At 43.9% G+C, this 15,554-nt stretch carries 16 protein-coding genes; 10 read left to right on the top strand and 6 right to left on the bottom strand.

Going from position 1 to position 15,554, the window contains the following annotated elements; all coding sequences use genetic code 11:
• Positions 1 to 6: 6 nt before the first annotated feature.
• Complete coding sequence (locus tag ASG81_RS10690; RefSeq protein WP_056633177.1) at positions 7 to 963, top strand: sugar ABC transporter substrate-binding protein; 957 nt, start codon at positions 7 to 9, stop codon at positions 961 to 963.
• Positions 964 to 980: 17 nt separating this feature from the next.
• Here the strand turns inward: ASG81_RS10690 and ASG81_RS10685 are convergent, their stop codons facing one another.
• From ASG81_RS10685 to ASG81_RS10675, 3 genes are all read right to left on the bottom strand, one after another.
• Positions 981 to 1,952 (bottom strand): alpha/beta fold hydrolase, encoded by a 972-nt coding sequence (locus ASG81_RS10685; RefSeq protein ID WP_056633174.1) that lies wholly within the window; start codon positions 1,950 to 1,952, stop codon positions 981 to 983.
• Positions 1,953 to 2,164: 212 nt separating this feature from the next.
• Positions 2,165 to 2,389 (bottom strand): hypothetical protein, encoded by a 225-nt coding sequence (locus ASG81_RS10680; protein ID WP_056633335.1) that lies wholly within the window; start codon positions 2,387 to 2,389, stop codon positions 2,165 to 2,167.
• Positions 2,390 to 2,669: 280 nt separating this feature from the next.
• A complete protein-coding gene (locus ASG81_RS10675) occupies positions 2,670 to 3,659 on the bottom strand; it encodes a LacI family DNA-binding transcriptional regulator (protein WP_056633170.1) in 990 nt (329 codons plus the stop codon).
• A 558-nt stretch (positions 3,660 to 4,217) separates the two neighbouring features.
• Between ASG81_RS10675 and ASG81_RS10670 the strand changes: the two genes are divergently transcribed.
• From ASG81_RS10670 to ASG81_RS10650, 5 genes are all read left to right on the top strand, one after another.
• Positions 4,218 to 5,513: an ATP-binding protein gene (locus ASG81_RS10670; RefSeq protein WP_056633167.1), complete on the top strand. Its 1,296-nt coding sequence runs from the start codon at positions 4,218 to 4,220 to the stop codon at positions 5,511 to 5,513.
• Between the two features lie 289 nt (positions 5,514 to 5,802).
• Positions 5,803 to 6,939 carry a glucose-1-phosphate adenylyltransferase gene (locus ASG81_RS10665; RefSeq protein ID WP_056633165.1) on the top strand — a complete coding sequence of 379 codons (1,137 nt, stop codon included), beginning with the start codon at positions 5,803 to 5,805 and terminating at the stop codon, positions 6,937 to 6,939.
• 19 nt (positions 6,940 to 6,958) lie between these two features.
• Complete coding sequence (gene glgD, locus ASG81_RS10660; protein ID WP_056633162.1) at positions 6,959 to 8,071, top strand: glucose-1-phosphate adenylyltransferase subunit GlgD; 1,113 nt, start codon at positions 6,959 to 6,961, stop codon at positions 8,069 to 8,071.
• Between the two features lie 38 nt (positions 8,072 to 8,109).
• Positions 8,110 to 10,116, top strand: a complete 2,007-nt coding sequence (locus tag ASG81_RS10655) for a glycoside hydrolase family 15 protein (protein ID WP_056633159.1) — start codon at positions 8,110 to 8,112, stop codon at positions 10,114 to 10,116.
• Between the two features lie 270 nt (positions 10,117 to 10,386).
• Positions 10,387 to 11,070, top strand: a complete 684-nt coding sequence (locus ASG81_RS10650) for a DUF2238 domain-containing protein (RefSeq protein WP_162255017.1) — start codon at positions 10,387 to 10,389, stop codon at positions 11,068 to 11,070.
• Between the two features lie 80 nt (positions 11,071 to 11,150).
• Here the strand turns inward: ASG81_RS10650 and ASG81_RS10645 are convergent, their stop codons facing one another.
• Positions 11,151 to 12,440, bottom strand: coding sequence for a glycoside hydrolase family 27 protein (locus ASG81_RS10645; protein WP_056633156.1), 1,290 nt, complete (start codon positions 12,438 to 12,440; stop codon positions 11,151 to 11,153).
• 268 nt (positions 12,441 to 12,708) lie between these two features.
• Entirely contained in the window at positions 12,709 to 13,014 is a 306-nt protein-coding gene (locus ASG81_RS10640) for a hypothetical protein (RefSeq protein ID WP_155971418.1), read from the bottom strand.
• A 67-nt stretch (positions 13,015 to 13,081) separates the two neighbouring features.
• On the opposite strand from ASG81_RS10640, the gene ASG81_RS10635 reads away from it, so the two are divergent.
• From ASG81_RS10635 to ASG81_RS33905, 4 genes are all read left to right on the top strand, one after another.
• On the top strand, positions 13,082 to 13,612 hold the full coding sequence (locus tag ASG81_RS10635; protein WP_056633150.1) for a hypothetical protein: 531 nt from the start codon (positions 13,082 to 13,084) through the stop codon (positions 13,610 to 13,612).
• Between the two features lie 484 nt (positions 13,613 to 14,096).
• Positions 14,097 to 14,432 carry a PilZ domain-containing protein gene (locus ASG81_RS10630; RefSeq protein ID WP_056633147.1) on the top strand — a complete coding sequence of 112 codons (336 nt, stop codon included), beginning with the start codon at positions 14,097 to 14,099 and terminating at the stop codon, positions 14,430 to 14,432.
• A gap of 45 nt (positions 14,433 to 14,477) precedes the next feature.
• Positions 14,478 to 14,639 carry a hypothetical protein gene (locus ASG81_RS32655; RefSeq protein WP_162255016.1) on the top strand — a complete coding sequence of 54 codons (162 nt, stop codon included), beginning with the start codon at positions 14,478 to 14,480 and terminating at the stop codon, positions 14,637 to 14,639.
• A gap of 136 nt (positions 14,640 to 14,775) precedes the next feature.
• Positions 14,776 to 15,117, top strand: coding sequence for a DUF2238 domain-containing protein (locus tag ASG81_RS33905; protein ID WP_081417250.1), 342 nt, complete (start codon positions 14,776 to 14,778; stop codon positions 15,115 to 15,117).
• Between the two features lie 44 nt (positions 15,118 to 15,161).
• Here the strand turns inward: ASG81_RS33905 and ASG81_RS33900 are convergent, their stop codons facing one another.
• Entirely contained in the window at positions 15,162 to 15,449 is a 288-nt protein-coding gene (locus ASG81_RS33900) for a DUF3502 domain-containing protein (RefSeq protein ID WP_081417249.1), read from the bottom strand.
• Positions 15,450 to 15,554: the final 105 nt, after the last annotated feature.

Here is a 15,554-nt window from a genome sequence, read left to right as displayed (position 1 = left end):
TGAGCGATGAAGAAAAGATGGATGGTCCTATTGGTTTGCACAATCGTACTTTTCGCTTTAATCGGGTTAACTGTCAGGTTAATAGATAGGGATGAGAGGCCGAAGGTTGTTGTCGTACTTGAAGGATTAGATTCAGAGTATTGGAAAATTGTTGAAGCAGGCGCGAATAAAGCATTTCTTGATTTTAATATAGAGGGTAAAGTGCTAGCACCTAATTCCAAAAGTCTGACAAAGGCAACATTGTTGAAAAACGTTTTGAGGCAAAATCCGGATGCACTGGTTGTCGCTCCGCAACAACCTTCTTCCATTATTCCTATATTAATGGAATATAAGAAAAAAAATATTCCTGTTTTGTTTGTGGATACGGAAGCCGATTGGAATGATAAAACGGCTTATATTGGAACGGATAACCCTGCATTGGGCAAAAAAGCAGGAGAGCTGTTAGCTTCCATGCTGCAGCCCGGGGATCAAGTAGCCCTCATTGGGGGGATATCAGTAAACGCGAATGAACGGATAAAAGGAGCTAAAGAAACTTTAGAAGCCGCTGGAATTAAAATTGTCGAGCAGCAGTTTGAGTATGTTGACGACATTGCAGAGGTTAGATCAGTAATGAGTAGCCTTTTGAAAACGAATATGTATCAGACGAATTCCGATATTAAAGGTGTATTTGCCACTTATGACACTTTAGCTCTAAAGGCATTAAAAGTAATAGAAGAAAAAGGTTTAAAAATTCCGGTCGTCGGAGCGGACGGTATTATAGACATGGTCAAGGCCATTGAAGCGGGAACGCTGACCGCTACAGTGACACAGAACCCTTATGACATGGGTTATTTAAGTGTTGAAAACGCATTGAAAGCGATTGAAGGGGAGACCGTTGAAACAAGGATTGACAGCGGTATTGACATCATAACGAAAGATAATGCGAAGGAAAAATTAGATTTCCTCACACAAATATTAAATTAGAATCGCTCCTATTCGAATCATTCAACCTGCCCGGCCAGTTTTAGCAGCTCATCAACAACAAGGCCTGGCTGATAGCTGTGTATATAATGGGAGCTGCTTTGCACGATGATTTGCTTGCCGGAAACGGACCATGAAGGAAGCGCTGCTTGGCTGTCTTTCCATGCTTGATCATCGTCCAGCTTGCCGAAATAATCGGCAGTCATTACTGTAATGGGGATGTTAAGCGGCTTTCCGCCTGCAAGCACGATTCCGGCATTCTCTCGGCTTTGGCGTATTTCATCCGTCATATTCCGGTTCCCGGCCTTAAGCAGTGTGGCTTTGCGGTTTAATTCCTTCAGCTCCTCCGGCAGCAGCTTCTCCCCGTTGCTTTGGTCGGCAACCCATTCGGCGAAGCCGTTCATATGATACAATGTCCGCAGTATGCCCAATGTCCGAAGTCCTTTGTACGTCCAAGGAATAAGGGTAAGCTCCGGGCTGAAATTGTAATATTCAGGACTTCCGCCTTCTATGAGCAGTATACCCTTCACTTCTTCTGGAAACCGCTGCGCGTACCGGATGGTTTCCAGAGCACCCAGAGAGTGGGCGGCGAACACATAAGGCGGTTTCTGTCCGGATGCTTGAAGCAGCTCATGAATCTCGTCGGTGATCGTATCGATATCCCGTTTTCTGCCGGTTATATCGCTGAAACCGTAACCGAGCCGGTCATAGACTGCAAGCTTCACATGCTGCTTCAGCCCTTCATACAAAGGATAAAAATCGGCGTAAGGATTCACCGTTCCCCACCCTGAAGCGAACACTACCGTAGTGTCTCCTTCACCTTCCGTATAGAGATGCATCTTGCCGCCTGCTACATCATACAGTTTCCCGGTTGTTTTATATGTTTTCCTGTCCTGCACGGAACCGTACCATTGATAAGCAGCACCGATACCTGCCAGCACCATAAGCATCACGAGCAGGTAAAACGCAATTTTGCGGACCCGTCTCCACATGTATTTCAATTCCCCTTTCAAGTAAACAGTTTCCAGTCACTCAGCGCCTCCTATAATGTACAGGAATTTAGTGGAAAGAATAACCGCCTTAAGCAGGGGGGGCACCCCGCCTTTAGTCTGAATCTGCTACAAGTAAAGTTCCAATATAAAAAACGAACCGACAAGGAGACTCTTGAACGGTTCGTTTTATTTGTGTCCAGAAATATTGGATGTCAAAACAAAGGGCCAGGAACGCTGCAGCCCGGAAAAGAATTAATATCCTGAATCATATTGAAGGGATACTGCTTTGTGGCAAATTGGCTTTGATACAAGTACTCCTGCAGAACCACGGTGCCGCCGCTGACGCTGCATAAAACCCCCGTTACACCTTGCCCGTTAACCAATGAAACCCCCACAGGCTGGCCGACTAATCCCAAAGCCTTCGTATACCATGGCATTTGTAGCAAAATATTTTCACCTCCAGAAGCCATTATATGTAGGACATACGCGGAGAGGAACTAACTTGCTCCTTCTTTATGCTCAACGGGAGGGAGCGATCGAGAGTGCCAACACATGAGAGATACAGCGATTATATAAATCTGTTTTTTAATGTAAGATGTCTGTTAATTTGCTATTAACTCGACTTTATTCAATGTAATCTATTGGTGATACCTAATTGATAACGAATCAAGAACCTGAGACAGCTTAGCGATTGGAGTTCTAACAAGGGGAGGCAGCTCAATGCGTACTGTCGCGAATCGCTACGTAATGCGTTACATTGGTATGCTGAGGAATATCCGTGGCTCCTTTGATCATTTTGAACAGATTGCGGGCAGCCGTCATGCCGATCTCCGTATCGGAGTATTCCACTGTCGAAAGTCTAGGTCTTACTATAGTTGACATGTAGGTGCCGTCAAAGCCGAAAACGGAAACGTCTTCAGGAATGCGAAGGCCATTGTCCAGTAAATAATTCATCGCTCCCAGAGCCATGAGATCAGTTGAACAAAATACAGCGGTAGGCAACGAACCTGCTGCTGCAATGCTGTCCATCGCGCTCATACCCTCCTCAACGGAAAACCCGCTCTCCGCGACCCAATCTTTGCGCATAGTAATACCGGCATCCTTTAAAGCCTGCCGATAACCTATAAAACGCTCTTCGCCTACGGCCGATATGCCTGTACCGCGAATCATGGCAATATTGCGGTGGCCCTTATGTATCAGGGAGGTTACTGCTTCATAGGCAGCCATTATGTTATCAACATGCACAGAAGGAATGGAAGGGAGACTTGAGATTTGGCCGATCGCAATGCACGGTGTGCTTTCAATCATGTCGACATGCTTCTTATGTATAGGCGTTCCTGTGAAAATAATGCCGTGAATTTGAAGTTTACGAAATAGCTGCAAATGCTGAAGCTCGCTTTCGATGGTACCATCTGTTTGTGTAATCAAAACGTCATAGCCGTAAAAATTGGCTACGTTTTTGATACCAATGATAAATTCGTCCAATACCGTATGGATATATAACGGAATAATGACGCCGATCAGGCAAGATTCACTCTTGTTAACATCGCTCGCTAAAGCGCTATGGCGATAGTTGGTTTGCTTGATTGCTTCTATAACCCGTTTCCGTACTTCCTCTTTAACGGGTTTGCTGTTATTGAGCACTCTTGAGACTGTAGATATCGAAACCCCGGCCATTTCTGCTATATCGTTAATCGTTATTTTCATGTTCATCACCACCCGAATAAGATTGACCGTTTCTAAATACAGGAAAAATTTTTCCTGAACAGACAAATTATATTTCACGTCCATTCAATATGCAATAGAAAATAGATGGTCTGCAATCGACTATGACTTTCCTGTTATAAAATATTAATTTTTTGTAAACGAAAATACCGCTGACTGCTTAGTTTATAACGGATGTATCAGCAAAATGAGGGCTGCCGTCTATCATTTAACCCGTGCCGTGTGCGTTCATTGTTAACCTAAAATTAAATCCTAGCATGATCGTTGGAAATTATCCGAATTAGCATTGACTAGGAAAATAAATTATCTTATACTCGGTCATGTTGGGAAAATATTTTCCGATATATAAGTAAAGAAGGATAATATTTTTCAGTTAGGACTTTTTCTGTAAAAATACACTAAATGTAAATCCCTTTTAAAAAAACACTCTACATATGCTGATTGTAACCGTTTTTAGTCAATGAGGGAGTGAACCAGGCTTTTTTAAGAGCATGGCTCCTAAGTCTCGAAGCAACTTATAGGGAAAAGAAGGGAATCATCATGAGCTCGAGCAGACAAGAAAATTCCAATGGAAAACTGAGCATTTTAAAAATAGTATTCATCTATGTACTTATTACAGTCCTGTGGATTGTATTGACAGACAATATATTGTTTATATTTTTCAAGGACGCGGAAATCATAACTAGAATACAAACGATTAAAGGCTGTTTCTTTGTCGTTGTAATGGCTTGGATGCTTTATTTACTTATGCAGATTAATAATTTTAAGCGGAATCAAATAGAAGAGATGCTTCGTGACAGCGAGTCCAGATACCGGAAAATCATTAAGCTTTCGCCTGAACCCATAACGATTCATAGCGATGGTATTTTGATTTATGCGAACGATGCTGCTTTGAAAGTAGTTGGGGCAGCCAGGATTGAAGAAGTGGTAGGAAAACCGATCTTTGATTTCTTGCATCCCGACTATCATGAGATGGAGACAGAACGAATTCAGTCTATTATACCGGCGGAAGAACGTTCGGAAAGCATCGAGCAGAAGATTATCCGATTAGATGGAGAGATTATAGACGTCGAAACCTCATGCATCTGTTTTGATAAATATTTGGGCAAGCCCGTCATTCAAAATGTGATGAGAGACATAACAGAGCGAAAGCGAACGGAGGAAATGATCAGGAAGTCTGAAAAGCTTTCTGTAGTAGGGCAATTGGCAGCGGGGGTTGCGCATGAAATCCGGAATCCATTAACGTCTTTAAAAGGTTTTTTGCAATTGTTAAATTCGAAAAATCTCGGTTATGAAAACTATTTTGAGATTATGCAAGCCGAGATCGAACGAATCAATTTTATCGTAAATGAATTTATGATCGTTTCAAATCCGCAGGTAGTCCGCACCCTGGAAGAAAAAAGATTGGAGTGTATACTGCAGAATATCGTGCTGCTGCTAAGCGCACAGGCAAATCTTATAAATGTGCAAATGATAACGGAATATGATAGTGGCATTCCCTTAATCAAGTGTGATGAAAATCAGCTGAAACAGGTTTTTATTAACATTCTTAAAAATGCTCTGGAAGCGATGAATAATGGAGGTATAGTCCGTATTCAAGTTAAAAATATTCAGCCTAATCAAATATTAATCAGGTTTATTGATCAAGGCATCGGCATCCCTGAGGATCAACTGCCAAAGCTGGGCGAACCGTTTCATTCCACCAAAGAGACTGGAACGGGTCTCGGATTAATGGTAACGAATAAAATAATAGAAGGACACAAGGGGAGTATGTCAATAAAAAGTAAAGTGAATCAAGGGACGACCGTTGATATTATTCTTCCTGTTGAATTTTAGGTTTGTGAAAACGAACGATAGAGCAAGAAGCCGGGGCAATTCCACAGAGGAGGAACCCGGCTTTTTTTGTGCTATTTATCGCATACAACTCTAGCAAATGTTAACATTAATTTTATATTTTCTGAATTGTCAGAATATATTGACATCTTTTATGAATTCGCTTACAATGTAAAAAATACTAGAAAGGAGTCGATTAAATGGAAGAAAAAGTATAGCTTAACGACGTCAACCGACATCCTGGGGAAGAGTAAATGTAAGCAAGTGCGAGAGACAGAGAGGAGATTAACCGGTGCAAAAAATAGAATGCGTAGCCATGCTGTTGGCCGGGGGTGAAGGGAAACGATTATTCAATCTGACCGCCAATCTTGCCAAGCCCGCCGTTCCCTTTGGGGGCAAATACCGAATCATTGATTTCACATTGAGCAATTGCTGCAATTCCGGAATTCAGACAGTCGGGGTGCTGACCCAATACCAGCCGATGGTACTCAATTCCTACATAGGAATCGGCAGTTCATGGGATTTGGACCGGAAAAATGGAGGCGTTACCGTGCTTCCGCCTTATGTCGCAAAAAACGGGGGCAATTGGTATAAAGGGACAGCCCATGCCATTTACCAGAACATAAGCTATCTGGAGCAATATAATCCGGAATATGTGCTCGTCATTTCCGGCGACCATATTTATAAGATGGATTATGCCGCGATGATTAAGGCTCATAAGGATGCAAACGCGGACGCTACCATCGCGGTTATAGAAGTTCCGATAGAAGAGGCCAGCCGGTTCGGCATTATGAATGTGGACGAAGAAGACCGGATCACCGAATTTGACGAAAAGCCAAAATATCCGAAAAACAACCTGGCATCCATGGGCGTGTACATTTTCAACTGGAGTGTATTAAGGGAATTGCTGATTGCTGATGAGGAAAATCCATTGTCATCCAACGATTTCGGCAAAGATATCATTCCGGCTATGCTTGAAAGCAATCAATATTTATTAGCTTATCGATTCAAAGACTATTGGAAAGATGTCGGAACGCTAGATAGCCTTTGGGAAGCGCATATGGACCTGCTCGAGGATGAGCCGCCATTTTCTCTCCATGACAAAAAAGCTCGAATTTACACGAAAAACCCTAACCTTCCACCGCAATATATTGCGCCTACCGCTAAAATTAACCGTTCCATGGTAAATGAGGGCTGCAGGGTATTCGGGGAAATCGACCATTCTGTACTATCATATGGCGTAAGAGTCGGTGAAAGGAGCCTGATCAAAGATTCGATTATTATGCCTAACTGCCGCATCGGCAAAGATGTCGTGATCCATAGAGCGATTATCGGCTCCGGCGTGGTCATTGAAGACGGCGCCCGGATCGGTAGCCCGTATGATACGGAAATTACTTTGATCGGGGATAAAATGGTCATTTCATCTTAATGTCAAAGGAGCTTGTACCGTGAATAATGTGTTAGGTGTAATCAATCTCAGCATCAACCAGCCGCTATTGCATGAACTTACCTACTCGCGTGCAACCGCAACTGTACCGTTCGGCGGCAGATACCGGCTGATTGATTTTGTACTATCCAATATGGTGAATTCAGGGATCAATAATGTTGCTGTCCTTGCCCACAACAACTACCGTTCCATCATCGATCATTTAGGTTCCGGGAAGGAATGGGATTTAGACAGAAAGCAGAAGGGATTATACATTTTACCTCCCAACAATACGCATTTTCCCGGCTTTAACGGCGATTTGCAAAATTTTTATGGATCCCTCGATTATTTTGCCCGCAGCACGGAGGAGTACGTGGTTGTATCCAGCAGCCACATGATCTGCAACATTAATTTTGCCGAAGTGGTGGAGTTCCATCAGAAGAGAAATGCGGATATTACCATCATTTATAAAGAAATGAACACCAGCGAGGAAAACCTTGCCAACCTGATCATGGTGGAGCAGAACGATGATGGCCGCGTCACGAATATGACCGAGAACCATCTGAAGCATGACAGCAGCAAAGTGTACATGCGGACGATCGTGATTAAAAAGGAATTATTAGTTGATCTGGTGAAAAAGAGCGTGGCGCAAAACTACTATGATCTTGTAAGACATGTCATTATGCGCAATCTTGACGCATTAAATGTGTACGCCTTTGAATATAAAGGCCATCTGGCTGTTATTAATTCCATTCATAATTACTATAAATTCAGTATGGACTTATTAAAGCCGGAAGTGTACGAATCGCTCTTTTTCGAGCCGGGTCCCATTTACACTAAAATCAAGGACGAGCCTCCCACTAAGTATACGAGAGATATTCAAGCGGCAAATTCACTGATCGCGAACGGCTGCATTATTGAAGGAACCGTCGAGAACAGCATTCTGTTCAGGGGAGTTAAAGTCGCTAAAGGCGCGGTTGTTAAGAACAGCATATTGATGCAAAATTGCGTCATTGAAGAAGAGGCTTTTTTAGAACATGTGATCCTTGACAAGGAAGTATATGTCACACAGGGAAGCAGACTTATTGGAGAACAGACTGCCCCGACGGTATTCACAAAGAAAAGCAGAATCTAAACAACAATGCTAACAGACGAATTGAGGACGTGTAGAAAATGCCTAGACCACTAGTAATCGGAAACAGCAAAATGCTTATTAACTTTGATGACAAACTTCGCTTAAGAGATCTTTATTATCCCTATGTAGGACAACTCAATCATGTGGGCGGCCATTACTGCAAAATGGGTGTATGGACGGACGAAATGTTTAACTGGCTGGATGAAGACGAGTGGAATCGGCAATTGCGCTATCAGCCGGATTCGCTGGTTACTAACATTCGCGCCGCAAACGATAGATTGCAGTTGGAGCTGCACATGGAAGACGGTATTCATCAACGGGATAATATTTATTTGAAAAGGGTCCGGGTCCGCAACTGGTCTTCGAAACCCCGGGAAATCCGCCTGTTTTTCCATCACGACTTTAACTTGAACGAATCGGAAATAGGTGATACCGCACTGTATGATCCCAGTTTGAATTCCGTCTACCACTATAAGCGGAATGTTTACATCATGGCGAACGGACAGACACCTACGGAAGGAGTCCATCAATACAGTATCGGCATCAAACGATTTAATCAGGCCGAAGGAACATGGCGTGACGCAGAAGACGGAGTGCTCGGCGGCAATACCATTGCCCAAGGATCGGTTGACAGCACAATCTCATTCCGCCTTTTCCTTGATGAGGGCGAAGAACAAACCTTGTATTACTGGTTGTGTGTCGGTGAAACCTATCAGGATGTAAAAAAACTGAACAATTATGTCATGGAAAATGATCCAAACCATCTTCTGTCACGAATCGAGGTATATTGGCAGCGTTGGGTGAACAAAGAAAATGACGATTTTGCTAATCTTCCTTCGGAGCTTATCGATTTATACAAAAAGAGCCTCTTGGTCGTCAGCACTCAAATCGATCAGAATGGCGCTATTATTGCCGCTAACGATACGGACGTCTTGGAGTTCAACCGCGATCACTACAGCTATATGTGGCCGCGTGACGGCGCACTGGTTTCTCTGGCTATGATTAAGGCCGGCTATGGCGGAATGGTATTCAATTTTTATAAATTTTGCAAAAAAGCGATTTCAAAAGAAGGGTATCTTCAGCATAAGTACAATCCTGACGGTTCGGTGGGATCGAGCTGGCATCCGGTTATCCAGAACGGTGAAGTGCAGCTGCCGATTCAAGAAGACGAAACCGCACTCGTATTGTATACGTTATGGGAATACTATGAGAAGACGAAGCAAATTGAGCACTGCCAGTCATTGTACGCTTCGCTTATCCGTCCGGCAGCCAAATTTTTGTTAAACTACATGCATTCGGAACTGGAGCTGCCGCTGCCAAGCTATGATTTATGGGAAGAACGGCGAGGCATCTTCACCTTTACCTGCTCCTCCGTATATGCCGGATTGAAGGCAGCAGCTAATTTTGCCCAATTGTTCGGAGACGACATCCGCTACAGACGTTATAACGATAAAGCGGAATCGATTAAAGCGGCCATGCTGCGGTATTTGTACGATGAGGAAACAGGGCGCTTCTTGCGGGGAATTTACCTGAACAGCGACGGACAAATCAGTAAAGATTACAATGTGGAAAGCAGCATGTTCTCTCTCTTTTCCTTTGGTGTGCTGCCGGCAGATGATCCGCGGGTTGTCCGTACGATGGAAGCGATAAAATCAAATCTGAGGGTGAAAACGGAGGTTGGCGGTTATGCCCGCTATGAAGGGGATTATTATTTCAGCGTATCAAACGACCATGGAAAGATCCCCGGTAATCCGTGGATTATCTGCACACTTTGGGTAGCGGAATGGGAAATCGCAAGAGCAAAAACTTTGTCCGATTTGACTGAACCGTATGACTTACTATATTGGACCCATAAACAAGCAATGGAAAGCGGTGTACTCCCCGAACAGCTGAATCCCTTGACTGGAGAGCCTCTTTCGGTGGCCCCCCTTACGTGGTCCCACTCCACTTTCGTGTTGACCGTGACAAAATATACGGAGAAATACAATCAGATACTAGTTGAAATGGAACTTAACCGCGTAAAGCAGCTCCAAGTACAAAGCTAACCATTTCTAAGATCATTTCCTACTCTATCCCGGAAAACGACAAGCAGAAATTTGCATTTCCTTATCGTTTAATATTGGCAGTCTGGAACTTCTAAACAAAGTTGCAGGCTGCCATTTTCTTTATTAGGCCGGGCTTAAATGGGAGTATAAGAGGAATATAAAGTGTTAATTCAACGATCTGGAGTAAAATGGGTTTTTATGGACAATATAAAAAAGTTGGTGATGGGTTCAATACAAACCAAACTCTTGGTTTATGAGGTGAATTTCTTTATGCTTCGCTCTTCCAAACAAAGCCGGCGCGAATGGACGCGTTCACGGAAAGTATCGAGTTCTGAAATTTCGTTTAGACATAATCGGCCTTTGCATTTTATGATCGCGATATTCGTTCTAGCTTGGGGAGTACTTGCCATATCTCCCGTAAACAGGAGAGACTGGCTCCTCGAGAATGCTGTCTTGCTGCTTTTTGTTGCAGTGCTTGCGATTTTATATCGATTCTTCAAGTTCAGCAACCGTTCTTACTTGTTTATCACCCTGTTTTGCATTTTGCATATGGTTGGCGCGCATTATGCGTACAAAAATACGCCGCTGGACGTTTGGGCCAAACACATTTTCGATATGAAGAGAGGTATCTATGATTGGTTTGTCCATTTTGCATTCGGTCTATTAATTGTTTATCCCGCTAGGGAATTTATAGCAGCGTGTTTAAGACTGCAAAGCAAATGGTTGTATATCTTCACCTTCTCCATCATTATGACATCCAGCGCATTATTTGAAATCGGAGAAATGGGTGTCGTATTGGTGGCTAGTCAAACGCTTGCTGAGGAGTATCTTGGCGTTCAGGGAGATGTACTGGATTCTCAGAAAGATATGTCTATGACACTTTTTGGCGCTTTGATATCCATTGGTATACTGGTCACGATCAGTTATTTACGACGCGGAAAAAGCGATGCTTAAACCCGTTTCATAGCAAGTACCCTATGGCCAAATGTATGGAAAAGAGGTAGTCTATTTGACTACTATGCTCAAGATTTGAATCATTCGATAGCCGAAGGATAAATTTTCAATAACGCGGCGCCATGCGGAGGAATGGGAATCATGATGTTATCATGGAGGCTCCCCAGCTCCGTGCGCTGCCACAGATTTCTCACTTTTAATTTGTCAGGGAGCCCGAGCCATTCCGCCGTAATCGGGAAGGTCAATAACACCTCGCTTAGGTTAAACAGCGCTAAATAATTGTTTCCCTTTGCATCGTCGGCAATCCAAGATGACCAATAGCCGTCGCGGTACAGCGGCCGATTATTGCGGCTATTTTTATGGACTTGCAACACCTCTTCGTTGGTAAGTAAATAATGGGTCCACCTATCGTTATCGCGGAGCTCGCCACCGACCATAAGGGGGGATCGGAATATCGTCCAAAGCGTCATCATGGTGATTTGCTCATCTCTGGTAAATCTTGTCCAGCGGTCACCGTCGACTGAGCGGATCCCGATGCGGCCCAGAGGGAGCATGTCGCAATCCGGCCAATGTCCGGGTCCCGAATAAGGAAACCACTTCTCGCACCTTTCGAACATTTGGTAAAGGAGCTCCCAACGATCCCAAAAGTCATCCGTTATCCGCCACATATTTGCGTTTTTCATTAAGAACTCCGCTTCGTCCAAAGGCGCTGGGCCAGGGGAGAGGCTGAGCACCATGGGTCTTCCGGAGCGGTCAATCGCTTTTCGGATCAATCGGATTTCGTCCAAATGGATACCGTAAAGGCGTGAAGCTGCAATATCGTCCACTTTGACGAAATCCACCCCCCATTCGGTATACATTTCAAACAAGGAGTTGTAATACGCCTGGGCACCTTCTTTCGTGGCGTCAACGCCATACATGTCCGTATTCCACGGGCAGATGGAATTGATATGTGCGACATCCCGAGCTCTGGAGACGGAGCCTTTAATTGGAGTATTTGCATGAACGGCTTGCCGGGGAATGCCCCGCATCATATGAATGCCAAACTTCAAGCCAAGTCCGTGCACATAATCCGATAAAGGCCTAAAACCTGCTCCCCCGGCGGCGGAAGGAAACCGGTTGACAGCCGGAACAAGCCGGGAGTACTCATCCATCTCCAGCGGCACATAAGGACGGTATTCGGATGAGGTTGCTCCGGGCTCATACCACTGAATATCCACAACAACATATTCCCAACCGTAAGGCTTCAAATAGCGGGACATATACATGGCATTTCCACGCACTTCCGCTTCCGTAACGCTTGCTCCGTAGCTATCCCAGCTGTTCCAGCCCATGGGCGGAGTCAAAGCAACATTATGATGCTCCCTCATGCCGCATTCTTCCTTTCCTCCGCGTTAGTTAAATCTTCGCGAGTCGTTCAGTATCCGACTGAACGGGAAAAAGCAATCTTTAAATCTTATGCACTCTAAACTAGTTGATGCCTAACGCTTAGCACACATACCCGCCCAATGTGGATGAGCAGATGATTGATCATCCGCTTTTCACTCGTTGTCAGTGTTGAAAGTCATCCGTTTTGTGGCGATGGCGGAGGGAGAATGAGATGGTAACCGTTGACTCGCTTATAGAGTAGTTCTATAATTATGCCATTAATGAAATCCATTTCATTGATGGTTGCTGAAGCGTAATTTGGACATTATAGCTGGGGGAGGAACGATCGTTGAAGCGACGAGCCTGCTCTTTTTTTAACTGCAATAGGTGTAACGCATTACATAGCATATCTGATTTTGCTAAAATAGGCCCGAAGTGCTCGCGCATATACTCCCTGCGGTATTTCGTTAACGCTTTGGAATAATATTCCCTGTCATTGCCCAGCCTCAGAAAAGTCATGGCTTGCTTGTATTCGCCCTGACGCAGCAGCGACTTGCCAATTCCGATATAGGCCATTTCGTAATTCGCATCAAGCCTGAGCACTTCTTCCCACAGCTTTGATGTAGCTGCGGGCGAGTATATCGTGTTCTGGGCTTCCAAGCTGTTCGCGGATGAAAGTCATGCCGGGGATGCTTATCAAAAAATCATGTACAGCAAAACCCGGGATTTCTGTGTCTTTACAGAACCGCATATGGATTTCGGGTATTCCATTATCGATACGACAATGATCTCCCATAAGGGGGAAATTTATAGGTTCACGAAAGATGAAAGAGACAATCAGCCGTTATCCCCTTACGGCAAAATGGTATTTCAGGAGGTACTAGGCTCCGTGTTCGATCCCGGTTATCAAATTATAAAAGAAGGCGTCGGTGGCCTTAAAGGAGTCGAAGGACCAACCGTCTTCAAGTCCAATACGGATGAAAAATGGTATTTATTCGCCGACGAATTCGGCGGCCGAGGTTATGTTCCGCTCGAAACGACGGATCTGGACTCTGGCGTATGGACGGTTTCTCTCGATTACGATTTGCCAAACAGCCCCCGTCACGGAACGGTTATACCGATAACGAAAACCGAGTACGATGCCATTTATGCCAAATACTTGCTTAACCGTTGACGGATCAAGAAAGACGGGTCTTTACAGGCCTGTCTTTCTTGTGCGCTCTAACCAATTATGGACCGTCCTTCTGATCGCGGCTCGCAGTATGCTTCATCCGATTATCGAAAGAAACTCACCAAATATAAAATGACAGCCAGCATGAGTCGCAAGGGCAATTGTTATGATAAAGACTGGCTCCTCGAAAATGCTGTTCTGCTGCTTTTTGTTGCAGTCAGCTTGTCCGTCATCAGCAGGACAACTTACGCCGTCAACCGGCGGACATTAAAGGTTGGCAGTAACACTTTTCATAGTCAATTCCTTTCTTATTCATAAAATAGGCAATCCTGAAAAAATTGTCGTTCTGTGTACCTATTTTATTTTAATAGATGTTATCAAATAGTACCAGCAAAAGACTTGAATTTGGCGGATATCCCTAGGACTCGTTTCCCATTCTCTGTTGCGTGTTCATATGATTTAATGAAGAAGAAAGGATGTGCTGATAATGGCTGCCAATAACCTGCGTTTATACGATCGGCTGAAGGTCTCCTCTCTTTCGGATCTGACAATAGAAACCATAAACCAAGAGAGTCATTTAACAGAAAAAACAGATGTTCTGGTACGGAATATTTCATTGGGCGGCTTACAATTTGAATCGAACTTGTCATTCCCTGTCGATGAAGGGATTATTTATAAATTTCATAGTGATTCATATGGGGACTTAGATGGGGTTATTATTTGGAAAGAAAATGTGGACGGGCTGCTTCAATTCAGATACGGAGTTAAATTTATAGCTCTGAGCAATCAAATGATTGGAGCTATCTTTAAGTTATCTTTTTAAGATCACTCGTGGTTGTTTATTATAGGGAGAAAAAAAGGTTGGCCGATGGCCAACCTTTTTTTTGATTTCTGGAGCTTCTTTGGTTTGCTTGCACAGCTTCTGTTTCCTGCTCCTCTTCTTCTTGAACGAATGATGGATCAGCACTATTGGTGGAATCCTGACTTGCATCTGAATCGGCTGTACCTATCAATGAATCCGCCAAGCTGAACTACGAAGGCACTTGATCAATGGACAATTACCTTGAATGAGTAACCCTTTTTAAAATCTTTACAAAGATTCTAATTCAACTCCTCGAAGTGGTTATTAACTATATCGAAGTCAGCTCCCTCCGGGATAGCTTGCGATTCTATACCGATTCTTCAAGTTCAGCAACCGTTCTTATTTGTTTTTCACCTTATTTTGCATATTACATATGATTGGCGCGCATTTTGCATATAAAAATACGCCGTTGGACTTTTGGGCCAAAAACCTTTTCGGGATGAAGAGGGGGATTTATGATTGGTTTGTCCATTTTTCATTTGGTCTGTTAATTGTGTATCCTGTTAGGGAATTTATAGCAGCGTTAATGAGACTGCGGCACAAATGGTTGTATACATTCACCTTTTCCATCATTTTGCTTGAACTGGATTCAAACGAAATTGCGAGCTCATATGTGCCGCATCTAGTTATGGGCGGTTTATACTAGGAAGACGGACCACTGATGGCATAGTGGTCCGTCTTGGCCTGTGTTTATTTCGTTCCCTCCGTATTAAGCTTGATCTGTTGATCTGACCAGATATCCAGTTGTTTTTGTTTCTCTTCTATAACCCGCACAATGCCTGCTGCCCGGAGAGCAGCCCGGAACTCGGGCAGCGTTTCATCGGGATCTAAGGTTCCGGTTTCCAATCCGTTTAGGTATTGATTTAAGACAGCCTGTAAGGCTGACATTTCGGTGCGGACGGGATCAACGTTTAAGGAGAATCCAAAGGCTTTGGACTTTTTAGCTTCTTTATTATAAAGGGCTGTCTTCTCCCAAATATGAACTGCGCCCCGTCAAGTAGACAGTACAAATAATAAAAACCAGTTATGCGGCCTTAGTCCTAAATTCCATCGGACTGAGGCCGTTTAATTTCGCCTGTAATC

Origin of the sequence: Paenibacillus sp. Soil522 (genome assembly GCF_001428245.1) — a bacterium.
GTDB lineage: Bacteria > Bacillota > Bacilli > Paenibacillales > Paenibacillaceae > Pristimantibacillus.
Note: the sequence above shows the minus strand (reverse complement) of the source record. Positions and strands in the feature narration are given on the sequence as shown.